The sequence below is a fragment of the Undibacterium sp. WLX3042 genome, from assembly GCF_049544825.1.
Classification (GTDB): Bacteria; Pseudomonadota; Gammaproteobacteria; order Burkholderiales; family Burkholderiaceae_D; genus Undibacterium.
The window spans coordinates 1454863-1479413 of record NZ_CP186698.1 but is presented as its reverse complement, the minus strand read 5'-3'; the positions used below and the strand labels follow the sequence as shown (position 1 = coordinate 1479413).

Sequence of the window (24551 nt, the reverse complement as noted above, 5' to 3'; positions counted from 1 at the left end):
GTCAGCTTCAGATCTTAGCGATTATTGAGCAACAGCCCGTCTTCCAGGCGGGCGACACCGGCACGTACCAGCTCGGCGGCGATCTGTTGCAGCAATTCCTGCGCTGGCATAGCTAGCTGACGGGCGGCAGAACGCATCAGGCGGCTGCTGTTAAATTGCAATAATGCCTGATCCAGGTGCAGCTTTTGCGTGTCGAGCAAAATAAACGCCAGCAGGACTTTCAGCGCATTGCGGGCATTACGCTGCGGGTCGGCGCTCAGATAATCCAGCCGCTGACGGGCGCGTTCCAAAGCTCCCTGCACATCGGAGAATGGCGCACCATGACCCGGTATCACCAGCCGCACATCGAGTTCGCTGATGGTTTGCAAAATAGCCGCCTGCTCAGCAAAGCCGGATTCCCCTTCCAGTTCAGGGAAAATCACACCAAAGCCGTTTTCCCACAATGCGTCGGCAGAAATCAGTATGCCTTCTTGCGGGCAATACAGAATCATCGAATGCGGATCATGGCCGGGTGCCGCCAGTACCTGCCAGTCCAGCCCGCCCAGACGCAGCTGATCACCATCCGCGATACTGCCGTCAAAACGAAAAGGCGCGCACTGCTGGCCGGTTGCGGCGTAGGTGAGTGCCTCCTCATCCCACGCTGCCACTGCTGGCATATCGGCAACGGGAATCAGGGTGCGGCAGTCGTAAGTCTGCTGCAGCAAGGCATTGCCGCCGCAATGATCTGAATGTAAATGAGTATTGACCAGTAAATCGAGTGCGCGCCCTTGCAAAGCATACTGTAACAACGCCAGCGTTTGCGGTGCATGAGTCACGTAGCCACTGTCAATCAGCGCGGCCGCATCATCATCCATGAACAGGATATTGTTCGACGACAGCCAGCCGCGCTCAAATACACGCATAGTGACAGGAAGTTGCATCAGCTTGTCTGGCATATAACTCTCTCCCTGGCAGGCTTAAAACATCCGTTCTTTCACCCGGCGCCAGATCTGCAGTTTGACCGTAGTGCTGGCGGTGCTCCAGCCGGCCAGCTCGTCCAACGTGCGAAAGCAACCGGCACACCAGGCATTTTTTTCATCCATGCGGCAAACACCGACGCATGGCGAGGGAACTGCCTGCTCAGGCCTGGCGGCATCCGGATCGTAATCGTACAGAATACTCATGCTTGCAAAGCGATATCGGCCACCGGTGCGGCGGTCATGGCGAGCAATTGTTGCGGAGTCAGGCTGAATACCGCATGCGGATGACCAGCCGCCGCCCAGACTTTGGGGTATTGCAATAAATCCTGATCGATCAGCATCACGCTTTTTTGCAGATGACCGACGGGGCACACGCCGCCAATCGCATAACCGATTTTTTCGCGGACAAAGCGGGCATCGGCTTTCGCCAGCGGCCCGACGATTGCAGCCACTTTTTTCTCGTCAACCCGATTGCTGCCACTGGCAACCACCATCACCGCAGCATCATCAGCAACCCGGCGAAAAACGATAGATTTGGCAATCTCGGCAACACTGCAGCCTAATCCGGCTGCCGCTTCGGCGGATGTTCTGCCACTTTCGGGCAACATCACGACCGGCTGATCATGGCCTAATTCGCGTAACAAGCCGGCAACACGCTGGGCGCTATCCGGAAGAGAAGTCTCTGTACTCATAGTCATCGGTTCTGAAAAATTCTGTCATTCACACGCCATGTTTATAACACAGCGGCAATGCTGTTGCCGGGTATACGCGCAGAAATGCGTTGCAAGGGTAATCTGTCAGCCGCCCCAGCTCTCCAGTAAATGGCGGTGTTCGGGCGGATAATCGATGCACTTCAGACCGGCACGATAAGCATCGCCACTCAGTATCGTGTACACGCAACTCGCTTTGCAGACGACCTGGGTACGGTTGGATGCATCTTTGGTACTGGGCACTTCCATCATCATCTGATACGTCTGTTTTTCTTTCAGCATCACGCCTGTCTGTAACTGTATGCCGGCAGCAGAAAAATTGACCACTTTGGCAGGAACGATACGACCTGGAACAACTTGAATTGCAGCCCGCCAGGAGACAACAAGGCGCGGGGTATTTCTGGCTTCACTCATAAAAAATGCAGCTGATATAAAAATTACTATTGGGAAATGATTTTGAATTGTAACAATGAATCAGAAAGAAGCTGGCGACGCCCTTGTTAATGACAAGGGTATTAGCGGGTGCTGAGATATCGCAACGCCGCCTGCGCAGCATGGCGACCACTGGCGAAACAGGCGGTCAGCAGATAACCGCCGGTCGGTGCTTCCCAATCGAGCATTTCACCGGCGCAGAAAACATCGGGACAGGTACGCAGCATGGCGCTGTCATCCAGCGCCTCAAAACGAACGCCACCGGCAGTGCTGATGGCTTCATCAATCGGACGCGGTGAAATAAGGCGCAGTGGCAGCTGTTTAATGGCGCTGGCAAGAACGTCTGCCTGTTGCATTTGCTCTTTGCTCAGCACTTCATGCAGTAAGGCGATTTTCAATGCATCGAGCCCGAGCTTGCTCTGCAAATGACTCGATAATGAGCGTGAACCGCGCCCAGCGCTGACTTCGCTCAGCACACGCTCAGCACTTGTATCGGGCAGCAGATCGAGTTCCAGCACCGCATGCCCGCGACGATTGATCTGCTCGCGCAAGGCTGCAGACAAGGCGTAAATCAGGCTGCCTTCAACACCGCCGGTCGTGATCACGAATTGCCCTTTGCGCATGGCGGTGGATACATCGGCATCATGGACACGGGCAGCCACCGTCAGCAAAGGCTGACCGGCAAATTTGTTTTTCAGAAAATCTGTCCACGGCACATCAAAGCCGCAATTGGCCGGCTGCAAAGCTGCAATCTCAACGCCACGTTGCTGCAATAATGGCACCCAGGCGCCATCAGACCCCAGCCGCGCCCAGCTGGCACCGCCCAGCGCCAGTACCACTGCATCGGCGCTGACATTCAAATCACCCTCAGGCGTCTGAAAACGCAAGGACTGCGGCGCATCGCCCCAGCCTGTCCAGCGATGGCGCATGTGAAACCGCACGCCCTGTTCACGTAAGCGATGCAACCATGCGCGCAGCAAAGGTGCGGCTTTCATATCCACAGGAAACACCCGGCCGGAACTACCGACAAAAGTCTCTACACCCAGCCCTTGCGCCCAGGTGCGTAACGCCCGCGCATCAAACGCTTGCAAGAGTGGCTGCAAATCGGCGGCACGGCTGCCGTAACGCTGGATAAACGCAGAAAATTCTTCTGAATGGGTCAGGTTCATGCCGCCCTTACCCGCCAGCAAAAATTTGCGTCCCACCGACGGCATGGCGTCATACAGATCCACTTGCACACCGCACTGCGACAGCGTTTCTGCCGCCATCAGACCTGCAGGACCACCACCGATCACAATCACATGAGGTGTCCGCGTGCTGCTGGTTGAACTGGTGGAAGGAGGAACAGATCTGATTGACATGAATGGGCAGAACAGGCGCGGCGTCTTAAAGACAGACACCCCGACGCATAAAAAGTAGAACGGGGCGACATTTTACGCCGGATATGCCTGCGCGAACACGATTAGTGTGCGGGCAGCACGAACGCTTATGTTTGCTGCGATGCTGCTTGTGATGTGACCGCTGTTGCAGATCCGGCTGCTGCAGCGGCTAAGGGAAACAGCAGTGTCACACTTAAGCCCCGGCCATCGAGCCCCTCCGCCAGACGCAGCGTCGCATGGTGACTGTCGGCGATGCTTTTGACGATAGACAAGCCCAGACCACTGCCCGGAATCGTTGCGTCGGATAAGCGCACGAAACGCTGAAATACCTGTTCACGCATCTCTGCCGGTATGCCAGCACCATTGTCGGCAATACAGAGACTCATGCCCTGTTCTGCCAGTCCGCAGGTAACCTGCACGCGCCCGCCCGCCGGCGTATAGCGCAGGGCATTGTCCATCAGATTGCGGAATAAAATCAGTATGCTTTCCGCATGTAACAGGGCGATGCCGGACTGCAGATCTGCAGTCAAACTGATCTGTGCTTTTTCAGCCTGCTTCTGCCATTCCGTCATCTGAGGCTGAAGCAAATGTGCCACATCGGTTTCCTGCAACACCAGATTTTTGTCATAGGGCGGCTCCAGCTTTGCCAGCGTCATCAATTGCCCGACCAGACGGGTCGCACGATCAACGCTGGTGCCTAAGCCCGCTGCGGCCTCGGCTCGCTCATCGTCGTTACGTGCGCGCTGTATGACTTGCAGATTGGTTTTGATGGCAGCCAGCGGCGTGCGCAGCTCATGTGCCGCATCGGCAGTAAATCGTTGTTCTCGTTCCAGCGTCTGGCTGACGCGTTCAAACAATCGGTTAATCGCATGCAGTAAAGGGTGAATTTCTGTCGGTGCTCCACGCAGGTTCAACTGATGCAAATCACCCGGCATACGCTGAGAAACCTCGTTCGCGACGGTTTGCAGGCTACGGAAGACGCGATTCACACTCCACCACAGACCAATGATAAGCAGAGGTACTACCAACAAGGCGAACAACATTAATTTATACGCAAAGCGGCCACTGATCTCCTTGCGGTGACTGCTGGGTTCTGCCACTTGTATCTGCATATTCTGACGTGCATTCCAGCTGCTGTAGGTGCGCCATTCCTGCCCGCCCATGCTTATCCAGCCAAACTGATTATCGCTGTCCGGCGATAAGGAGGTGAACGCCGTTTCCGGCGCACCGGCGCTGCGGTAGATCAGCCGGTGGCCTCCGTCCCAGATCTGGAACAACAGATATTTGCTGTGCTTGCCATCGTGTACTTCGGTCAGCGTTGGTGCTGCCGTGTCCACATGTTCTTCGAGTTCATGATCGGCCAGTGCCAGCAACAGATGTCCGGTTTCGGATAATGACTGATCGAAAAGTTCGCGGCTTTCGGTATCCGCATCCAGATACACAACCACTGCACTGAAACACCAGATGCTGACTGTCAGCGTCAGTACCAGCGCCAGCAAAGTGCGGCGTAAAGACCAGCGCGCGGGCATTCTTATATTCATTGCTGTTCCTCAGTGCCGCCCGCCCCCGGCTTATCGATCACATAACCGACAGCATGTATCGTACGGATCAGATGCTTACCGAGTTTTTTGCGCAGATGATGAATATGTACCTGTATCGCATTACTCTCGATTTCTTCACCCCAGCTATACAGCGTCTCTTCCAATTGTTCGCGGGTGAGGACCCGTCCCATATGTTCAAACAACATCAGCAATACCCGGAACTCCTTGGCAGTGAGGACAACAGGAACACCTTTAAGCATGACTGAACGGGCAGCAATATCCATCACAATGTCACCATGATGAATCACTTCGCGGGTACGGCCGCCACTGCGGCGGGATGCAGAACGGATGCGCGCCGCGAGCTCATCAAGATCGAAAGGTTTTATAATAAAGTCATCGGCGCCGGCATCGAGCCCTGCAACACGGTCAGCAATCTGTTCACGTGCCGTGACGATCAGTATCGCTCCGGCAAATCCAGACGCCCGCAGCCGCGTGAGAACAACCATACCATCAACCTGAGGCAAGCCGAGATCGAGCAGAATACATGCATATTCATGGGTCTTTACCGCCCATAAGGCACTGTCCGCTGTCTGCACCCAGTCAACAGCATAACCGGACTGATCCAGACCGATCTGCGTCGCCCGCCCTAACTGAGGATCATCTTCCACTAATAATATGCGCACCGCATGCCTCCTATTGCCTCCTGTAACTGTCGGATTCATTGTAACGGCGAGTTGTTAAGGAGTTCTTAAGATATTCATTCCAGAATACGTCTATTCAAGCCAAGGGTACATCATGATGATCAAGAAAGAACGACAAATGCAACACCGCAGCGGCGTCCGCAAACAACTGATTCTCTGTACTTTATCAGCGCTGTTAAGCAGCGGCGCTGCAGTCGCAGAAACCAGTAACCAGATTAAACTGACCAATGAGCAGCTGTTGCGGGCAGGGATTAAAACCGAAGCGGCGATCGCAGCAGATACCGCCAAAAGCGATAGCAAAACAAGTGCGACCGAAGGTCAGCATTTATCCGGTACGGTCGTGGCCCCGCCCAATGCGGTCAGCATGATCAGCAGTACAGTCAGCGGCGTTGTACAGGAAGTGCAGCACCAGTCTATGCAGCCGATACGCAGCGGTAACCCGATTGTCTCTATCTTCAGTCAGCAACTGATGGAGATGCAACGCGAATACGTACAACTCGCCACCCAGTCCAGACTGGCGAAAGAAAAACGCGAACGGGATGAAGGCTTATTTAATGAAGGCATTATCGCCCAAAGCCGTCTGCAAGACAGTCGTGCCGCAGCGGTACAGGCCGATGTCGCCGCCAGAGAGCGCTATCAGGCGCTGCGCAGCGCGGGTATGGGCGAGACCCAGATTCGTCAGTTACTCAGCAATCAGAACCTGACTCCGGTAGTCCGGATCAGCGCCAACACGAACGGCATACTGACGGAAATTAATGTCAAGCCGGGTCAGCGGATAGAAGCCGGAACACCAATCGCAAGCATCAGCAAAGACGGCGCGTTCTGGGTCGAATTGCAGGCATCGGCACAACAGGCAGCCAGCATCCGTGTCGGCGATCTGATGCAGGTGAATAACTGCGCCAGTGCCAAAGTCACCGCGATTTCCTCTCAGATTCAGAGCGGTAACCAGACCACACTGATACGCACACAGGTCATCGATGGTAATCCATGTCTGAAACTCAATCAGTTTGTCGATGCGCGCCACCAGAGTGGCGTGATACCGGTCAATAGCATCGGTGTACCTGCCAAAGCCCTGATCCAGAGCAAAAATGAACACTATGTGTTTGTCAAAAATGCGCAGGGATTTGAAGCGGTCAAAGTCAAGCTGTTAAGCACCGTCGGGCAACATGCCTGGGTCAGCAGTAATCCGAAACTGCAAGCCGGCAGCCAGGTTGCCACTCAGGGCATTATTCAGCTCAAAGGCGCACGTGCCGGACTTGGCGCTGAAGAAGGCGGAGCTCAATAATGTTATCCCGACTGATTGCATTTTCACTCGCTCAGCGCCTGCTGATCATCGTTGCCAGCATACTGATGATCGCGGCCGGTTATCAGGCATTTAAGGGCTTGCCTATCGACGCGTTTCCGGACGTGTCCACGACGCAGGTCAAGCTGATCATGAAAGCGCCGGGCATGACACCGGAAGAAATCGAAGCACGTATTGTCGCGCCGATAGAACAGGAATTGCTGGGCATTCCAAAGCAAGCCATACTGCGCTCACAATCCAAATATGCGATTGCCGACATCACGCTCGATTTTCAGGATGGCACCGATGTGTTCTGGGCCCGCCAGCAAGTCAGCGAGCGCCTCAGCAATGTAATGAAAGATCTGCCGGCATCTGTCAGCGGCGGCCTGGCACCGATCACCACGCCGCTCGGTGAAATTTTCATGTTCACCATCGAAGGCCCGTTGTCGCTGATGGAAAAGCGCAGTCTGCTGGAATGGACGATACGTCCGCAGCTGCGTAATATCGCCGGTGTCGCAGATGTGAATTCGCTCGGCGGCATGGTCAAGAGTTTTGAGATCGTCCCGGATCCCGACGCGCTGATTGCGCGCGGTATCTCACTGGCGCAGTTACAGACAGCACTGGAGACAAATAACCGTAATGACGGCGCCGGGCGTCTGTCGTCGGGTGAAGAATCATTACTGGTGCGCAGTGATGGCAATATCCGCACACTCGACGATGTCAGGGCGATTGCGATCGCGCAAAGAGATGGTGTATCGATTAAAGTCGGCGATGTGGCACAGGTCAGGATAGGCCAGCTGACGCGCTACGGTACTGTCACGAAAGACGGTAAAGGTGAAGCGGTAGAAGCGCTGGTACTGGCGATGCGCGGCGCGAATGCGCAACAGGTTGTTGATCATATCCGCGAACGCCTGGTCACGATCAATCAGACGCTGCCGGCCGGCACCAGTATCAAGCCTTTTTATGACCGCGGTAATCTGGTCGAACGCGCAGTCTCGACGGTCACCAAAGCACTCGCTGAAGCAACCATCCTGGTCGTTGTGTTGCTGTATCTGTTCCTCGGTAACGTACGCTCGGCACTGGTCGTAGCCTGCATCCTGCCTTTATCGGCACTCGGTACTTTCCTGCTGATGCAAAATTTCGGACTGACTGCCAATCTGATGTCGCTGGGCGGACTGGCAATCGCGATTGGTATGCTGGTCGATGCCGCTGTTGTCGTAGTCGAGAATATTGAAGCGCACAGCGGCAATCACGGTCAGCCTAAACTGGGCCGGCTGCATGTGATTTATCGCGCAGTGAAGGAAGTCGCGGTGCCGGTAACTGCCGGTATGCTGGTGATTATGATCGTGTTTCTGCCACTGTTATCGTTACAGGGGCTGGAAGGAAAATTATTTATACCAGTCGCGCTGACGATTATTTTCGCACTGGCCTCTTCGTTAATGTTGTCACTGACGGTGATTCCGGTGCTGTCCTCTTTCCTGCTGAAAGACGGTCACAGCGGCTCACCTAAACTGGTACAGAAACTGGAAGCGGCATACCGCGCGATACTCACAAAAGCGCTGGCGAACGGACGCAAAGTCGCCATTGCCTCTGTTGCCGCCCTGCTGCTGACCGCCTGTCTGTTTCCGTTCATCGGTAAATCATTCATGCCGACTCTGGACGAAGGCGACATCATTATGCAGATAGAAAAACTGCCTTCGATCAATCTGCAGGAGTCCGCCCGCATCGACATGGCTGTACAACAGCGTATTCTGGAAAAAGTACCGGAAGTGACCAGCATTGTCGCCCGCGCCGGTTCCGATGAACTTGGACTGGACCCGATGGGGCTCAACGAGACCGATACCTTTCTGGTCCTGAAACCGCGCGCCAGCTGGAAGGTCAAAAGCAAAGACGAACTGATTGATCAGTTACGGAAGGTCACAGCAGAATTTTCCGGTGTGAACTTCAGTTTCACCCAGCCTATTGAAATGCGTACCTCAGAAATGTTGTCTGGTGTGCGCGGTGATCTGGCGATTAAAATTTATGGCCCGAATACTCAGATTCTGGGTGGGCTGGCAGAACAGATCGTGAAAGTCGTCTCGGGTATCAGCGGCAGTCAGGATGTACTCAGCGTCAAAAATGAAGGCGTGCAGTACCTGCAAGTCGATATCAACCGCGAAGCCGCAGGCCGTTTAGGTCTGAGTGTCGAACAGATACAAAATGACTTGCGTACCCTGGTGGAAGGTAAGATCAGCGGTGTTGTGATACAGGAAGGGCAGCGCCTGCCTTTACTGATACGCGGCAGCGATCAGATGCAGATTTCACCGTCACTGTTCCAGCAACTGCGTCTGCCAGTAACCGACAATTTGTCTATCCCGTTGTCACAAGTTGCCAGTCTGCGCACGGTTGAAGGGCCGGTCAAAGTCGAACGCGAAAATTCTTCCCGTCTGACTGTCGTCCGAGCCAATGTCCGTGATCGCGATCTGGTCAGCTTCGTCGATGAAGCGAAAGCAAAGGTGGCGCAACAGGTGAAGTTGCCAGCTGGCTATCGCCTGAGCTGGGGCGGGCAATTTGAAAATCAGCAACGGGCAGCTGCGCGCCTGACGGTTGTGGTACCAGTCGCACTGGCACTGATTTTCCTGTTGCTGTTTACTACCCTGCACAGCATACGTCAGGCTTTGCTGGTATTCGTGAATATCCCGTTTGCGTTGCTGGGTGGCGTGATTGCGCTGGCCATCACTGGCGAATATCTTTCGGTACCGGCATCGGTCGGCTTCATTGCGCTGATGGGGATTGCGGTGCTCAATGGTCTGGTCATGATCAGCTATTTCAATCAACTGGTGGCGCGCGGTATTGCCCTCAAAGAAGTGGTTTCTGAAGGGGCATTACGCCGCTTCCGCCCGGTCATGATGACCGCCAGCATCACCGGTTTTGGCCTGATTCCTCTGCTGATGGCGACCGGCCCCGGTTCTGAAATTCAGAAACCGCTGGCGATCGTGGTGATCGGTGGTCTGGTGTCCGCCACGCTGCTGACCCTGATCCTGTTACCGATACTGTTTCAGCGTTTCGGCATTCCTGCCGACAAGCGCGCTAAGCAAAACTGAACGGATATGGCATGACTCAATCTGAAAAAATCATGGACGCCCTGCTGAATCTGGCGATCCCGGTCACACTCGAAGACGAGGTTGCTGACTTCTTATTACTCCGCCCTGCGTTGGTGAGCGGCTTCACTATCGTCGCAGCACAAGGCATGGGACAAGGCGCGAACCTGCTGAGCTCAATGGAACAGGTGCAGGGGCGCTGCAAACGCAAGCTGTTCCTGGTCGTCGGCGAGCAGGAGAAACTGCGCCAGCTGTTAAAAGAATTGTCGCTGGAAATCAAAAGCCAGGACATCAGCTATTGGATTACCCCCGTTTTGCAATTCGGGAGACTGTCATGAACAACATCTTACCTACCGCCATGCGTCTTGCTCTGATCAGTATCGCCAGTTATTCAGCCATCGCAGGAGCGACCAATGTGTTGCCTCCGGCAACGCCTGCAGATATCGCTGCCATTCTGCCGCCAGAGCAAGTGGTAAGAAAAACGCTGGAAAATTTACCGCAATTGCGTTCCGGTGCGCTGAATAAAGAACTGGCACAAGCCAGCAAGCAACGCCTGGAAGCGGGTAGTCACGAATGGGTCATGCGGGTATCGCAGGCACGTCGTACCGAACAAAGCGGTGACAGTTTGCGCGATCAGGAAATTGCCATAGAACGCCCCGTGCGCTGGTTTGGTAAGGCCAGTAAAGATGCCGCGATCGGCGACAAAACCGTCGATCTGGCACAACTTGCGTATGCCGACAGCTGGCATGAGGCAGGTCGCAGCTTGCTTAATGACTGGTTCGATACCTTGCGCACTGTTGCCTATCGCCAGCGTCTGCAGGAACAAGCCGATATCACCTCACAACTGCGCAGTATGGCAGAAAAACGGGTGAAAGCAGGTGATGCCGCCAGACTAGAACTGATGCTGGCCGATACCGAAGCAAAACGGATAGAGGCGCAATTACAGCAGGCACAGCTGCGTGAAGAACAGCAGAAGCAGGCGCTGGCAACTTTGTATTCGGGATTACAAATCATCGACCTGCCACAATTGCCGGTGCCACTGAATACGGAACAAAGTCAGACTGACTGGCTGCATCAGATTCTCGACGACAATCATGAACTGGAACTGGCCGAAGCAGAAGCGGCGCTGTCAAAATTGCAGGCATCGCGCGTTGCTGCCGAAACGATGCCGGATCCGACCGTAGGTATCCGTGCAGCACGCGAACGCAGCGGACAGGAACGTATCTACGGCATCAGTATCTCCATTCCATTATCAGGCACGGCACGCAAAGCAGATGCCAGTGCCGCGGCACTGAAATCGAAAATGGCAGAAGAAAAATACCAGTTCACGCGACTCAAAGTAACGCGCGAGGCGCAGCGTGTAGTATCGGAAAGTCAGAAGCTGTATCACATCTGGAAAACCATGTACGCGGTACAGCAGCAAAGTCAGGCGCAGGCGGCAACCGCGCTGACAGCGTATAAACTGGGCGAGGTTTCCCTCAGCGATACGCTGCAAATCCGTCGCAATGCGATTGATGCAACACTCGCCGCCGAAGCCGCACAAATCGATGCTTTGTTTGCCCACGCCCGCCTGGAACTGGATGCCCACAAGTTATGGGCGATTGACTGATATCAGAAAAAAATGCAGCATAAAAAAAGGCAGCCCCGGCTGCCTTTTTTCATTTACAAAGGAAACTGCGCCTCTGTATCTGCGGCTTATTTCCCCCAGATATGCTGATAATGACTGCGATAGTCATTGGCAGGATCAAAAGTATTTTTCTCGCCACCGTCATAGGCGATATTTTGCGATGTCACCAGATGTACCGGTGTGACAAAACCGCTCGGCGGCTGATCTGAAAATGCCCGGTTAAGCTCATCCACCAGTTGCCATGCATGCATAGTCAGTGGCTCAGGAACACTGCCACTTTGTATTCCTTTACTACGGATACGGCGGTAAGCAGTCGCAGAACCATCTCCGGCAGAAATACCGCTGAGTTTATTGGAGGCCACCAATGGTGCGATACTGGATGCATCCAGCAAATCAAAGTAAAAGTCATTCACGGCCATCACATGCGTCCATTTGGTGCCGTGACGTTTGACCAGATTTTCCACCACGCCTTTCATTTTCAGATAGGCGTCACTAAGTGGCACATCTTCCACACTCAGAATACGGCAGCCATCACATTGCTTGATCGTTTCTATCATCGCCGCCGATTTTGCCGCCAAGTAAGGATTACCGGAATCGGTGAACACAACAATACCAGCTTTGCTGTTTGACTCAACAACCGTAAATAAGGCCGCCACTTGCGCAGCTTCTTTCGGGTTCGACGTGATATTCGTGAATAAACCATCGGTAGGGCCACTCTTGACCGAAGCATGCCAGCCAACGACAGGCACTTTTGCTTTCGCCGCAGCAGCAATTCCTTTGGTCTGTGTCGCAGCATCGACACCCGCCAGAATAATGCCGTCTGCTTTCATATCAATTGCCTGAGAAATAATGGCTGCGCCCTGATTACAGCGGCCGCGGCAATCGATCGATAAAATTTCCCAGGCACCCGCCGCACCGGCTTCACGGACACCGTGAAAAACCCCGGCAATCGCAGCATCACTCATATCGCCAGCGATAAAAATAATTTTCTTTTTCTTGTGAATCCGGGGGCCATCTGCCGGGCCTTCCCAGCGGTTTTTCAATGCTGCGGCGCGGGCCACTTTCGCATTGGCACGGCTCATGAATTGCACAGGGTTCTCTTGGGCTGTCGCGCCAGAGATGAAACTAAACACAACAAACAACACGGTCAGGCATTTACTTAGCTTAGCAGTCATGGTTCTTGGTTGGTCAGGTTAAAAACGACACTGCGCAATTATTACGCAGCTGGACATTTCATCTTTTCCGGATGGCAACAACGAAGATCATACAAAACTCAACACAACAACTGCTCTTGCGCGAAGAAACAATCGTGAGATGTCAGGCTCCTGTATTACTTGTTGTCGCATCAATTAAATTGAAACAAATATTTACATTTCCGAAACGATTATTGCAGAAATTTTTTCCAGATAAATAGAGTTTCAACACCAAGTTCCACGAAATACAATTTAATTTTTCATATAGGCAACTAAACAATATTTTGAATTACGTAAAATTCAATGCACCAATCAAAATTTTGTTTTGCACTAAAAGAAGGCAATTTTTGAGTTGAATTTGCAACACTTTTCGGATGTTTTCAACTTTTACTGCCAGATGATGTCACCTGAGCCCAGTCGTTCAGCATGCCGCCGCAAGGGATTTCCGGTTACAGACAAATCACCGCTACCCGTCAGACGCGCGTTCACTTCTTCTGTCGCGAAAATCTTGCTGTCTGCAGAGCCGCTGGATTCGATGAGTGCCCGTTTGACTTTCAACGCTTCCGCGTACAAATCCCCTGAGCCCGACATTCTGACGTTGAGCACATTACTCTGACCTTTGAGAATTGCATCACCCGATCCCCGCATAGTTAAGGTAAGCTGCTCGGCATTGGAGAGTGATAAATTGGCGTCGCCGCTACCGCTCATCGCGCCCAGTATCTGGCTGAAATCACCATCAAACAACAGATCACCAGAACCGCGCATGCTGAACTCCAGCCGCTTTCCCTTAAAGCCTTTAACATTCGCGTCACCGCTGCCGGATAACTGCAATTTCTCCAACACAGGTAAATTCAGTTCCACCCTGATAGCTTCGGACTTACCTAACGAGATGAAAATGCCGCGCGTCGCAATGTAGAGAGTATTGCCGTCCACCCTGGTGGTCACCCGTGAAGCCAGTTTAGGATCGCCTTTCACCGATAAAGATGGTACCGTTGAGGATTGAAGCAATAAATCAACCGGGCCACTTAACACTACCTGCGTCACCTGTGCTGTCACCGGGCGGTTATCGTTGCTGTCCCCTGAAAAAAAATGACCGGCAGCAGCCTCTGTCATTATGACAGCTGCATGCGCTTTCATGAACATAGCGGACACAGCAGTCAGGATGATTGCCAGCACCAGCATGACCGCTCCGGTGCGAAGTATCAGTTTCATTGGGAATTCCTTTCAGTCGTTAAGGTTAATTGTGACGCGCGATTGATCAATAATATTGAGCAGATGTCGCAGTAGCTCAGGCCACCGGCATCAGTCTGAGCTGGGAAAAATTCCAACGCAGATATTGTCTGAACCCACGGAAACTGAGTCTGCTCAGAAACATACTCAGCATCAGCAACAAGATCGATCCTATGATCATGACGATGCCTTTCAATACATCGTAAAGGCCCTGTTGTTTACCAAGGCGGATGTGAATATCAAGTGGATCTGCGACCCGCGTCCGTCCAGCCTGGTGTCCACCCTCTGGAACAGATTGACCATTCGCCTCTATCCCTGATGCTGAAATCTCCAGCTCCGCCGGCCTCTTTGTCTGACCGTTGTCAGGCGTCGGTGAGTACCCGACAGTGACACGATGCGGAGCATCATAAATATGTAATTCATCGACACCTGAAATACCGCCGGCGGTCAGCAAAATACCGAAAATATAAAAAAACAATGCCATAACAAAAGCACTGCTTAACATAGCGAAGCAAACAATCGCGGGAATCAGCATCAGCAGGTTAAAAATCGCCAGTCCTAATAAGGCGACGATCAAGCGGGCAAGGTTACCGACGCTGACCTTGCTTTTAAACTGACGGAAATGCATGGCCGCTTTTTGCTGACTTGCAACCAACGCCGGTGCGGGTAACTGAGAGATAATTTCCTGCTCGCTTTTGCCGGCTACCATGCCGTCAATAAACTTTCCCTCGTAGCTCCACAAAAGTTCTTCCTGAATATCTCCCGGCAAATCCTGCAAAGCCAGCCTGAGCGCATTCATGTAATCAGTTTTTGTCATATTCAGTTACCTCCCGTGATCTCTTATTCCGGATGTGATGGAGGCAGAATACGGATTTATTCTGCAAGACACGATGACCATGCGACAGCGTGTCAAAAGCCGGGAATGAAATGCAGAAACGGCAGACGGAATTGTGAAAAATAGTCACGCCGGTCAGAAAAAATACGCTGAAAATAACAGCCGTCAGAGTGAACGGCGGAAGCAATCTGACATCCATAAAACACCGTGGAAACAGCGCTTTCCAGAGCACGGTATCTCAGATATACTGAACTTAAACTCCCCTCAACCGCCGGTTGAAACAAGAGAATAATGTCATGCACGAAAGCATACCGCAAAGTTCCCTTCCGGACTCTGTGCCACCCACCACCATTCTGGTCGTTGACGATACTCCGCAAAACATCAAGGTGCTCGGCGAACTGCTGAAGCACGACTACCATATCCGCGCAGCCAACTCCGGTGAGCGGGCTTTGCATGCAGCCAACTCTGATCCACGCCCTGATCTCATTCTGCTGGACGTGATGATGTCGGGAATGAATGGCTACGAAGTATTACGCCGTCTGCGCGCTGAAAATGATACAAAAAATATCCCGGTCATCTTCATCACCGCTATGGCAACTGCGGAAAATGAAGAATTTTGTCTGGAACTCGGTGCGGTTGATTACATTACTAAACCCTTCAATCCCTCAATAGTATTGGCGCGTGTTCACACGCAACTCGAACTCAAACGTGCGCGCGACCGCCTGGCAGATGAAAACGACTGGCTTGAGCGCGAGGTGGCGCGCCGCATGCGCGAAAACCTGCTGATACAGGATCTGAGTATACGGGCTCTCGCTTGTCTGGCCGAAGCACGGGATAACGAGACCGGACAGCACATCGTGCGCACCCAGATCTACGTCGAATTGCTGGCCCGCAAGCTGGCTGAACATGAGCGTTTCCGCGATGCGCTGGCCGGCTCCAGACTAAACATGATTGTCAAAGCAGCGCCGCTGCACGATCTAGGCAAGGTTGGCATACCGGATGCGATCCTCCTCAAACCAGGTCGGCTGACTCCCGAAGAATTCGAGATTATGAAAACGCATACGACAATCGGTGCCGATGCGATTACCAAAGCGATGGAGCAAGCTCTGGCCGGAGCCGATGATGCGATGACCGAAGTGGCAGGTAGTGCCTTCGCGTTTCTCAAGGTGGCGCGTGAAATCTCACTGAGCCATCAGGAAAAATGGGATGGCAGCGGTTATCCCGCCGGTCTTACCGGAGATGCGATTCCGGTGTCGGCAAGGCTGATGGCACTGGCAGATGTTTTGGATGCGCTGATGACCCGACGTGTATACAAACCACCGATGACACTCGATGAAGCGACAAAAATTATCGTGGATGGCCGGGGTAAGCACTTCGATCCAGCAGTCGTTGACGCTTTTATCGCATGCCGCGAACGCTTTGCCGAAATTGCTGCGCGTTACGCCGATCCGTTAACGGAGCACGACTGAGCTGGGAATATTTTCATGAACATGTGTCAGACAATATTTCTGGTCTGTATGACTTTGACGACAGCGGACAGTCTGGCCATCCAGGGTCTGGATGAATACGATCAGGCAGCCAGAAATTAAAAGCATAAAATTTGCCGGGATTTCAATAACCAGGACACCTCATCAATGAACGTCAGGATGACAAATGAAGCTTTTGCGTAGCCCGATAGTCTCTTACATGATGGGCATATTCCTGCCGGTAGCGCTGTTTGTAATGCTTGCAGGCACGCTTAATCTCTTGTCCTTCCGTGAACTGAGCAAGGATCATCAGGCTGCGCTTGCCGAGACAGCACACGATCAAAAGAAACTGAGTCTCAACCGGAATATCAACAACGGAATTTCTGCAGTTCAGGTGCAGCTGGCAGCGTTGATGGAGCAAGCACGCTTGCAGAAGATCGATCAATCTGTCGCTGACCGTATTCATTCACAGCTGGCAAATCAGCTGAGCGAAATGGACCAACAGCTGATGCAGGCAGAAGAAGCGCTGGACAAAGAGAATCTGCTGGATCTGCAACAACACTTTCAGGATTATCGCAGTGCCGTTCTTGCCGCAACCAGTCAGGCTGTGACCGATCCATCTTCCGCTATGAGTCATGCTTATCTGGCAACCGTCAGCGAACACCATATCTCGCAGCAAGTGCGTACGATCGCTGCCGGCATCAACAAACAAATCGCAGAACGCAACGCAACACGCGAGAAAAATTTTCAGGAACATGCGATTCGCAACCTTGTGACCGGTGGCGTCTTGTTACTGATCTTGATCCTGCTTTGGCTGCGCGTGATACTGCGTCTGAGCAATCGTTTGTCAATGTTAACCCTGGCTCTGGATCGTCTTTCAGAAGGTGTGATGGGTCCGGAAACGCTGCCCGATGTGCGGGTAATCGCTCAGAACAGGGGGAGTTTGCTGGGCGATCTGGCGAGAGCCGTGCTGTCTTTTCATGAAACTACTCTGGCGCATAGCAAAGCACAGTATGACCTTGGCAAGCGCATGAAAGAACTTTCCTGCCTGTTCGACATTCTGCGCATTACCGTCCGTGATGACATCAGTATTGAAGCTATGTTTGATTTAGTTGCAGCGCGACTGCCGGCAGCTATGCGTTTCCCTGAGATTGCCACCGGATTTATCGATTGCGGCGACAAACATTACGGTCAACTGGCCGAAGGTGAAAAGCTGAGTGCCTCCTTCACCGGAATTGACGGACAGCATGCACAGGTGAGCATCGTCTATACCGGAGCATTGCCTGCCGATGTGGGTACACCATTCCTTGCTGAGGAACAGACTCTGCTCGAAGGCATTGCCACGCACATGGCAGCGGCGGTCGAACGACACCGCGTCGCTGCTGCGGAAGCTGACCGGCGAGCGCTGATTAATGCTGTGATCGCCGAAGCCCCTGACGCCATTGAACTCGTAGACATGGAAACACTTCACTTTATCGAAGCAAATGCTACCAGTTGCCGACTACTTGGCTATTCGCGTGAAGAAATGCTCAACATGCGTGTCACCGATATGCAGATAATGCTGGACTCTGATGAGAAGTTCGCCGCTCTCAGAAAAAATATTGCAGACCACGGCAGCGTCGAGTTCGAGAATCATCATCGCTGTAAGGATGGCAGGATGCTTGATGTTCGTGTCAACGTACAGGCGATACGTCAGAAAGAGCGCGATTACCTGGTGGTAATCTGGCGCGATATTACGGCCGAGAATGCGGCGTCGACAGAAATACGGAAGCTATCGCTGGTCATCGAACAAAGCCCGAATTCCATCATCATCACCGATCTGGATTGCCACATCGAGTATGTCAATGATGCCTTCACCCGGAATACAGGTTATCAACGCGAGGACGTACTGGGCAAAAACCCACGCTTACTCAAATCTGGCAAGACTCCGCCTGCTGTCTATGAGTCTATGTGGCAAACCCTGACGAGCGGCGAAGCCTGGCGCGGCGAATTCATTAACTGCAATAAAGCCGGGCAAGAGCAGACTGAGCTGGCGATTATCGTGCCGCTGCGACAACCGGACGGCAGCTTCTCTCATTATGTCGCGATCAAAGAAGATATTACGATCAGGAAACAACAGGAAAATCAATTACGTAAATTGATTCTTGCGGTAGAGCAAAGTCCCGAAAGCATCGTCATTACTGACATCGATGCACGTATCGAATACGTCAACGAAGCCTTTCATCGTAACACCGGATATACCCGCGAAGAAGTGATAGGCATCAATCCGCGTATCCTGCAGTCTGGCCTGACGCAGAGAGCAATCTATGACGATATGTGGGCAACACTTTCACAAGGCGAGGTCTGGCGCGGCGAACTTATTAACCGACGTAAAGACCACAGCGAATACGTGGAATTCGCCACAATCACGCCCATCCGTCAACCCGATGGTCAAATTACTCACTATCTGGCGATCAAGGAAGACATCACCGAGAAAAAAGCGATGGCCGGTGAACTTGAACGTCATCGTGAACACCTTGAGCAGCTTGTCGAGATAAGAACTGCCGAATTAAATACCACGATACACGAACGGGATGCGCTGTTCGACGCGGCGAGTATCGGTATTGCCTTGTTGAAAGACAGAATCATCATGCGCTGCAACCGGCGTATGGATGAGATGTTCGGGTATGCGCTCGGCGAGCAGATCGGGCAACCGACCCGCATCTGGTTCCCAGATGATCTCAGCTACAACAATGCAGGTGAGGATATCTATAAGAGTATTGCCGACGGAGAAATCGTTGTCCGTGAAATGAATATGTTACGTAAAGATGGCAGCTCATTCTGGTGCCGCACCTTCAGCCGCGCCATTGACCCTGCTGATCTGACACGTGGCAACGTCGTTGTCTTCGAAGACATCACCACCGAACGCGCTGCCACAGAGCAAATGCGTGCGGCCAGAATTCTGGCTGAAAACGCTGTGCGTATGAAATCAGACTTCCTCGCCAACATGAGTCATGAGATCCGTACACCTATGAACGCCATCATAGGCATGTCGCATCTGGCGATGAAAACTGAACTGACGCCGCGTCAGCGTGATTACATGAAAAAGATACAGTGGTCGAGTCAGCATTTGCTCGGCATCATTAACGATATTCTGGATCTGTCGAAAATAGAGGCAGGCAAAATGACTGTCGAATCTATCGACTTTGAACTGGATCATGTATTACAAAATGTCGTAGGTTTGATTTCTGAAAAAGCAGCCGCCAAAGATCTTGAACTGATCGTGGAAATTGACAAAGACGTGCCCCACAGTCTGATCGGCGATCCTTTGCGTATCGGTCAGGTGCTGATCAACTATGCCAATAATGCTGTCAAGTTCACAGAGCAGGGAGATATTGCGATCCGGGTTGCGGTTGAACGCTCCTCTCCGAGCGAGCTTGTTCTCAGTTTTTCTGTCAGCGACACCGGAATTGGTCTGGATGAAGAACAACGCAGCCGGCTGTTTCAGAGTTTCGAACAAGCAGATTCCTCGACGACCCGTAAATACGGCGGTACCGGTCTGGGTCTGGCGATTTCACGACAGCTGGTCAGCCTGATGGGGGGCGAAGTCGGTGTCGACAGTAAGCTTGGCATTGGCTCCACTTTCTGGTTCACGGTACCCCTCGGTCATCGTGAGGAAAAACAAATACAACTGATACCGGCACCGGATCTGCGTGGCCGCCGTGTCCTGGTGGTGGATGACAATGATCACGCGCGCGAGGTCATTGGTGATATGTTGAGCAATATGTCGTTTGTCGTTTCGCTCGCATCGTCAGGCTTAGCCGGTATCGCCGAAATCGCACGCGCGGCAGATGCTGGAGAGCCCTATGAAATTGTGTTTCTCGACTGGCAGATGCCAGTTCTGGACGGCATCGCCACCGCCAGAAAAATCAGCGAGAGTATGCCAAACAATGCGCCGCACATGGTGATGATCACAGCCTATGGGCGCGACGAAGTGATGAAAGCAGCAGACGACGCCAAAATTGATGATGTACTGATCAAGCCTGTAACCTCGTCTTTGTTGTTTGACACGGCGATGCGCATCCTCGGTACAACCCCGACCAGTCAGTTATACACTGCAGAAAACGCTACCCCGGGAACGGATCTGTCGGCAGTGACCGGGGCCCGGATCTTACTGGTTGAGGACAATGAATTGAATCAGGAAGTCGCCGTAGAATTACTGCAGCAGGCCGGTTTTATGGTTGATGTTGCTGACAATGGTGAGGTTGCACTCAGTATGCTGAACCGTCAGGACCAGAACTACGACATGGTTCTGATGGATATGCAAATGCCGGTCATGGATGGCATCACTGCGACACGTGAAATTCGCAAACAGGCTAAATGGTCAGCGTTACCTGTGGTCGCGATGACAGCCAATGTGATGGCGAGCGACCGCGATCGCTGTATCGAAGCCGGTATGAATGATTACCTCGTCAAGCCTATCGACCCTGATCAGTTATGGAAAACACTGCGGCGCTGGATTAAACCCCTGCGGGAAACGACTGCGTCTGCTGTGATCCAGGCTTTACCTGAGCAAACTGCGGTTGTAACGATAGCGCCTGTTGCGGGTCTTGATGTGAAGGCAGGTTTACATCACGCGCTGGGAAAAGAAGCACTGTATATCTCATTTCTGCGCAAGTTCAGCGACGGTCAGAAAGATTTTCCGGAACGACTGGAAGAAGCCATGAAGCAGAATGATCTGGTCTCTGCAGAACGGCTGGCACATACCTTCAAGGGTTTATGCGGACAAATCGGTGCCGGAGCTTTACGCCTGATGGCAGAGTCTCTGGAGCAGCGTATCAGAGACGGCGAACCGGCTGAGAAAATAACAGCGGCACTGGAAATCATTCCTGGTCCTCTGGCAGAACTCGTCAGCACAATTAATCAGCGCTTTCCTTCAGCAGAGTCAGTACAGGCTGCTACCAATATCGATCTGCAGGAGTTGCGCAGGACAGGTACACAGCTGGCAGCGGAACTGGCTGCCGATGATTTTGCCAGCAGCGATACCTTCGATCAGCGCGAGGCTCTTATGAGGGCAGCACTCGGAGAGCGCTATACGGCGCTTGCATCTGCGATACACGATTTCAACTTTTCACGTGCCACAGATCTGCTGCGAGAAGCACTGGCTGTACACAAAATAGAGATCTGAGCCGCAAGACCGACTAATGAACGCCACTGCAAGATGGCGCTCATTAATGCAGTACGCGACAGGCATCAAAAGTACGTAACCATGTCAATTGCAGAATACGCGCCTCATTGCTGGCCCGATGGCGCTCCAGATTGAGTTCATCCTCGATCTTTATTTTGGTTGCCTGCCACATAGACTCCTGCTGTGGCGAAATGATTTCCCGCAGATCCGCGAGCCGGAAATTCGGCGAACATGCTGCTGCCTCAAATAATCGGGCCATCAATATGTAATCGTGGACCCAGCCATCTGTGTAGACGGTGTAACCATCAAGCATCGCATTAAGCTGTTCAGCCACCATCCGTACGGGATTACCATTCGCCACCAGAATTTCACGCGGGATCTGGTGCAAGCCCGCAGCAATCTCATCCCACAGATTCCAGTCTTGTTCTGGCCGGATCAGACTACACCAGCCTTCGCCGTGACGTTGAGAAAAACCGACTTCAACCGGATAACTGCCTCTGCCAAAACCCGAGGCTTCGAACGCAATCACAATAGGTACGGTCATCATGGCAGACTCCGACTGAAAATGTTAGGCAAAGGTAACCATGTATTCTGTACTACCGCCCAAGTTCTGCAAGTTTTTTAAGCAGTCCCGGGCAGGAAATATACACTGATTCAGACTGGCAGTGCGGTACATAACTCAACCATGATCCCATCGGGACAGCGCAGATAAGATACCGTCTGTCCCCATGGCTTTTGTGCCGGCGCTGCGAGCTCGGCGGCACCGCTCTGCAATGCATGAGCGTGTGCCTTGAACACATCATCGGTCACAAATGCAACTTCAAAACCCAGCGGTTTTACAGAGGTATGGGCTTCGACATGCCCACCGGGATAATTGAATGTACCCATCTCATGCGCTGCAAATGCCAGCGTCGTCGCACCTGTATCGAGTTCGCCATACATACCGGAATCATCCAGAAAGCGGCGACGGCAGCCAAAAGCCTTTTCAAAAAAACTGAGCGAAGCGGCGACCTCAGGTACATAAATAATTGTGTAGGCAAAGTGCATCAACTGACTCTCCGTGAATATGGGATAAAGCTAGTGCGAAAAAAAACAGATTCTGTCCGGAAAAATATAGCTGCAATAAATCCACCGTACAATTTCTGAGCAGCATTATTACAATATAATCAAAATTACAATTCTTTGCTCTTTTATTTTTTGTGTATATCAGTGCCTGCAAAGCAAATACTGATGCGGGTCACGATGCCAAATCCAAATTTCGGCTATGCTTGCTCGGAAATTGATGCAGATGATGCAAAACACCGTAATTTAGAAGGAATTCTCGTGAGCAACTTGTTAAACCGACGACTGGCACTACTGGATAACGACACGTACCGCCCTCTGCTCGGACAGGGCTTGCGTGGTATCGAACGTGAAACCCTGCGCGTTGATGCAGACGGCCACCTGTCGCCGAAGCCACACCCGGCCGCATTGGGTGCAACGCTGACCCATCCACAGATTACGACCGACTATGCCGAGTCACTGATGGAGTTCATTACGCCGGCAGAACAGGATATCTCGCTGGCATTGGAAAAACTGGATCAGATTCACCGATTCACCTATGCAGAACTGGGCGACGAAATGCTGTGGAGCCATTCCATGCCCTGCCCTTTGCCGGACGAAAAAGACATACAGATCGCCTGGTATGGCAACTCGCACATCGGCATGATCAAGCATGTGTACCGGCGCGGTCTGGCACTACGCTATGGCAAGAGCATGCAATGCATTGCCGGTATTCATTACAACTACTCGATTTCTGAAAACATCTGGAAAGTTTTGCAAAAAGCAGAAAACACCAGCGGCGATGCGATGTATGTGCAGTCGGAAAATTACATCGCTATGATCCGCAACTTCAAGCGTTACAGCTGGTTGCTGATGTACTTGTTCGGTGCCTCGCCAGCGCTGGCAACATCGTTTTTGCGTGGCCGTACGCATCAGTTACAAAGCCTGTCGGAAGATACGCTGTATCTGCCTTACGCGACCAGCCTGCGTATGAGCGATCTGGGTTATCAGAATAATGCGCAGGATGGTCTGGTTCCGCCGTATAACAGCCTGATGGATTACATGCGCAGCTTGTCCATCGCTGTTCGCAAACCTTATCCTGCTTACGAAAAAATCGGCACCAAAATCAATGGCGAATGGGTACAGATCAATACCAATATTTTGCAAATTGAAAATGAGTTTTACGCGACCATACGCCCGAAACGCGTGATCCATACCGGCGAGCGCCCTATTGAAGCGCTTTGCGCACGTGGTGTGCAATATGTCGAAGTGCGTTGCATGGATGTGAATCCATTTGACCCGCTGGGGATTAATCTGGAAACCTCGCGTTTTCTGGATGCGTTTTTATTATTCTGTGCACTGGATGAAAGCCCGCTCACCGATCAGGCTGAAGGCGAGGAAAATACCCGTAATTTTGCACTGACAGTCAAAGAAGGACGCCGCCCCGGCCTGATGCTGCGTCGTGGCGGACAAGAAATTTCCCTGCAAAACTGGGGGCTGGAATTACTGGAAAAAATTGCTCCGGTAGCCGCACTGCTGGATGCACAACGCGGCGATCATGTCCATGCTGATTCGCTGCAGGTACAGCGCGAAAAATTGCAGAACCCAGATCTGACGCCATCGGCGCAGGTTTTGGCCGCAATTCGTGCCGAAAATAATTCCTTTTATCAGTTTGCTCTGAAACAAAGCAAGGTACTGGCAGAACAATTCCGCGCCCGCCCGCCAAGCGCAGAAGAGCGCCGCTACTTCGAAGAACTGGCCAGAGTCTCGGTCGCCGAACAGGAAGAAATGGAGCGGTCGCAAACCGGCAGCTTTGATGAATTCATCACCGATTACCGTTCCCGCACGTCCAGTCAGTTGTGCTGCGAAAGCTGATTCAGCAACGATGCTGATTTGATGAGGCTTAAA

At 52.5% G+C, this 24551-nt stretch carries 19 protein-coding genes; 7 read left to right on the top strand and 12 right to left on the bottom strand.

The window, feature by feature from the left end; genetic code table 11:
* Positions 1–14 precede the first annotated feature (14 nt).
* The 7 genes from ACPAOP_RS06650 to ACPAOP_RS06620 form a co-directional block, all read right to left on the bottom strand.
* A complete protein-coding gene (locus ACPAOP_RS06650; RefSeq protein ID WP_423709736.1) occupies positions 15–935 on the bottom strand; it encodes an MBL fold metallo-hydrolase in 921 nt (306 codons plus the stop codon).
* 21 nt (positions 936–956) lie between these two features.
* Positions 957–1163, bottom strand: a complete 207-nt coding sequence (locus ACPAOP_RS06645; protein WP_423678886.1) for a DUF1289 domain-containing protein — start codon at positions 1161–1163, stop codon at positions 957–959.
* Positions 1160–1657: a YbaK/EbsC family protein gene (locus tag ACPAOP_RS06640; RefSeq protein WP_423678885.1), complete on the bottom strand. Its 498-nt coding sequence runs from the start codon at positions 1655–1657 to the stop codon at positions 1160–1162. Before ACPAOP_RS06640 ends, ACPAOP_RS06645 begins: the two co-directional genes overlap by 4 nt.
* Positions 1658–1756: 99 nt before the next feature.
* Positions 1757–2083, bottom strand: coding sequence for a PilZ domain-containing protein (locus tag ACPAOP_RS06635; RefSeq protein WP_423678884.1), 327 nt, complete (start codon positions 2081–2083; stop codon positions 1757–1759).
* A gap of 101 nt (positions 2084–2184) precedes the next feature.
* Positions 2185–3462 (bottom strand): TIGR03862 family flavoprotein, encoded by a 1278-nt coding sequence (locus ACPAOP_RS06630; protein ID WP_423709735.1) that lies wholly within the window; start codon positions 3460–3462, stop codon positions 2185–2187.
* A gap of 125 nt (positions 3463–3587) precedes the next feature.
* Positions 3588–5021 carry an ATP-binding protein gene (locus tag ACPAOP_RS06625; RefSeq protein WP_423709734.1) on the bottom strand — a complete coding sequence of 478 codons (1434 nt, stop codon included), beginning with the start codon at positions 5019–5021 and terminating at the stop codon, positions 3588–3590.
* Positions 5018–5704, bottom strand: a complete 687-nt coding sequence (locus tag ACPAOP_RS06620; protein WP_423709733.1) for a response regulator — start codon at positions 5702–5704, stop codon at positions 5018–5020. The genes ACPAOP_RS06625 and ACPAOP_RS06620 overlap by 4 nt, the downstream gene beginning before the upstream one ends.
* Before the next feature lie 112 nt (positions 5705–5816).
* On the opposite strand from ACPAOP_RS06620, the gene ACPAOP_RS06615 reads away from it, so the two are divergent.
* The 4 genes from ACPAOP_RS06615 to ACPAOP_RS06600 are packed head-to-tail and all read left to right on the top strand — an operon-like array spanning position 5817 to position 11693.
* Positions 5817–7007 (top strand): efflux RND transporter periplasmic adaptor subunit, encoded by a 1191-nt coding sequence (locus ACPAOP_RS06615; RefSeq protein WP_423709732.1) that lies wholly within the window; start codon positions 5817–5819, stop codon positions 7005–7007.
* Complete coding sequence (locus ACPAOP_RS06610; RefSeq protein ID WP_423709731.1) at positions 7007–10087, top strand: efflux RND transporter permease subunit; 3081 nt, start codon at positions 7007–7009, stop codon at positions 10085–10087. The genes ACPAOP_RS06615 and ACPAOP_RS06610 overlap by 1 nt, the downstream gene beginning before the upstream one ends.
* Before the next feature lie 11 nt (positions 10088–10098).
* On the top strand, positions 10099–10422 hold the full coding sequence (locus tag ACPAOP_RS06605; protein WP_423709730.1) for a DUF3240 family protein: 324 nt from the start codon (positions 10099–10101) through the stop codon (positions 10420–10422).
* Positions 10419–11693 carry a TolC family protein gene (locus ACPAOP_RS06600; RefSeq protein WP_423709729.1) on the top strand — a complete coding sequence of 425 codons (1275 nt, stop codon included), beginning with the start codon at positions 10419–10421 and terminating at the stop codon, positions 11691–11693. The genes ACPAOP_RS06605 and ACPAOP_RS06600 overlap by 4 nt, the downstream gene beginning before the upstream one ends.
* A gap of 86 nt (positions 11694–11779) precedes the next feature.
* On the opposite strand, the gene ACPAOP_RS06595 is transcribed toward ACPAOP_RS06600, so the two are convergent.
* From ACPAOP_RS06595 to ACPAOP_RS06585, 3 genes are all read right to left on the bottom strand, one after another.
* Complete coding sequence (locus tag ACPAOP_RS06595) at positions 11780–12886, bottom strand: substrate-binding domain-containing protein (protein ID WP_423709728.1); 1107 nt, start codon at positions 12884–12886, stop codon at positions 11780–11782.
* Between the two features lie 405 nt (positions 12887–13291).
* Complete coding sequence (locus tag ACPAOP_RS06590) at positions 13292–14116, bottom strand: head GIN domain-containing protein (RefSeq protein ID WP_423678875.1); 825 nt, start codon at positions 14114–14116, stop codon at positions 13292–13294.
* A gap of 76 nt (positions 14117–14192) precedes the next feature.
* Complete coding sequence (locus tag ACPAOP_RS06585) at positions 14193–14951, bottom strand: DUF1700 domain-containing protein (RefSeq protein ID WP_423709727.1); 759 nt, start codon at positions 14949–14951, stop codon at positions 14193–14195.
* A 314-nt stretch (positions 14952–15265) separates the two neighbouring features.
* Here ACPAOP_RS06585 and ACPAOP_RS06580 point away from each other — a divergent pair, with 314 nt between their 5' ends.
* Together ACPAOP_RS06580 and ACPAOP_RS06575 are read left to right on the top strand one after the other, a co-directional pair.
* Positions 15266–16438, top strand: coding sequence for a response regulator (locus tag ACPAOP_RS06580; protein ID WP_423709726.1), 1173 nt, complete (start codon positions 15266–15268; stop codon positions 16436–16438).
* Between the two features lie 184 nt (positions 16439–16622).
* Positions 16623–21602 carry a PAS domain S-box protein gene (locus ACPAOP_RS06575; protein WP_423709725.1) on the top strand — a complete coding sequence of 1660 codons (4980 nt, stop codon included), beginning with the start codon at positions 16623–16625 and terminating at the stop codon, positions 21600–21602.
* Between the two features lie 43 nt (positions 21603–21645).
* Here ACPAOP_RS06575 and ACPAOP_RS06570 read toward each other — a convergent pair whose 3' ends face one another.
* Positions 21646–22149, bottom strand: a complete 504-nt coding sequence (locus ACPAOP_RS06570; RefSeq protein WP_423678872.1) for a hypothetical protein — start codon at positions 22147–22149, stop codon at positions 21646–21648.
* 107 nt (positions 22150–22256) lie between these two features.
* On the bottom strand, positions 22257–22649 hold the full coding sequence (locus tag ACPAOP_RS06565) for a VOC family protein (RefSeq protein ID WP_423678871.1): 393 nt from the start codon (positions 22647–22649) through the stop codon (positions 22257–22259).
* Positions 22650–22925: 276 nt separating this feature from the next.
* Here ACPAOP_RS06565 and gshA point away from each other — a divergent pair, with 276 nt between their 5' ends.
* Positions 22926–24518 (top strand): glutamate--cysteine ligase, encoded by a 1593-nt coding sequence (gene gshA / locus ACPAOP_RS06560; protein ID WP_423709724.1) that lies wholly within the window; start codon positions 22926–22928, stop codon positions 24516–24518.
* Positions 24519–24551: the final 33 nt, after the last annotated feature.

Bases quoted from the DNA above. Each gene is read 5' to 3' on its own strand.
- ACPAOP_RS06580 (WP_423709726.1), top strand. From the start codon at position 15,266: ATGCACGAAAGCATACCGCAAAGTTCCCTTCCGGACTCTGTGCCACCC.
- ACPAOP_RS06575 (WP_423709725.1), top strand. From the start codon at position 16,623: ATGAAGCTTTTGCGTAGCCCGATAGTCTCTTACATGATGGGCATATTC.
- ACPAOP_RS06610 (WP_423709731.1), top strand. From the start codon at position 7,007: ATGTTATCCCGACTGATTGCATTTTCACTCGCTCAGCGCCTGCTGATC.
- ACPAOP_RS06650 (WP_423709736.1), bottom strand. From the start codon at position 935: ATGCCAGACAAGCTGATGCAACTTCCTGTCACTATGCGTGTATTTGAG.
- ACPAOP_RS06605 (WP_423709730.1), top strand. From the start codon at position 10,099: ATGACTCAATCTGAAAAAATCATGGACGCCCTGCTGAATCTGGCGATC.
- ACPAOP_RS06600 (WP_423709729.1), top strand. From the start codon at position 10,419: ATGAACAACATCTTACCTACCGCCATGCGTCTTGCTCTGATCAGTATC.
- ACPAOP_RS06585 (WP_423709727.1), bottom strand. From the start codon at position 14,951: ATGACAAAAACTGATTACATGAATGCGCTCAGGCTGGCTTTGCAGGAT.
- ACPAOP_RS06630 (WP_423709735.1), bottom strand. From the start codon at position 3,462: ATGTCAATCAGATCTGTTCCTCCTTCCACCAGTTCAACCAGCAGCACG.
- ACPAOP_RS06565 (WP_423678871.1), bottom strand. From the start codon at position 22,649: ATGCACTTTGCCTACACAATTATTTATGTACCTGAGGTCGCCGCTTCG.
- ACPAOP_RS06635 (WP_423678884.1), bottom strand. From the start codon at position 2,083: ATGAGTGAAGCCAGAAATACCCCGCGCCTTGTTGTCTCCTGGCGGGCT.
- ACPAOP_RS06615 (WP_423709732.1), top strand. From the start codon at position 5,817: ATGATGATCAAGAAAGAACGACAAATGCAACACCGCAGCGGCGTCCGC.
- ACPAOP_RS06625 (WP_423709734.1), bottom strand. From the start codon at position 5,021: ATGAATATAAGAATGCCCGCGCGCTGGTCTTTACGCCGCACTTTGCTG.
- ACPAOP_RS06595 (WP_423709728.1), bottom strand. From the start codon at position 12,886: ATGACTGCTAAGCTAAGTAAATGCCTGACCGTGTTGTTTGTTGTGTTT.
- ACPAOP_RS06645 (WP_423678886.1), bottom strand. From the start codon at position 1,163: ATGAGTATTCTGTACGATTACGATCCGGATGCCGCCAGGCCTGAGCAG.
- ACPAOP_RS06640 (WP_423678885.1), bottom strand. From the start codon at position 1,657: ATGACTATGAGTACAGAGACTTCTCTTCCGGATAGCGCCCAGCGTGTT.
- ACPAOP_RS06590 (WP_423678875.1), bottom strand. From the start codon at position 14,116: ATGAAACTGATACTTCGCACCGGAGCGGTCATGCTGGTGCTGGCAATC.
- ACPAOP_RS06570 (WP_423678872.1), bottom strand. From the start codon at position 22,149: ATGATGACCGTACCTATTGTGATTGCGTTCGAAGCCTCGGGTTTTGGC.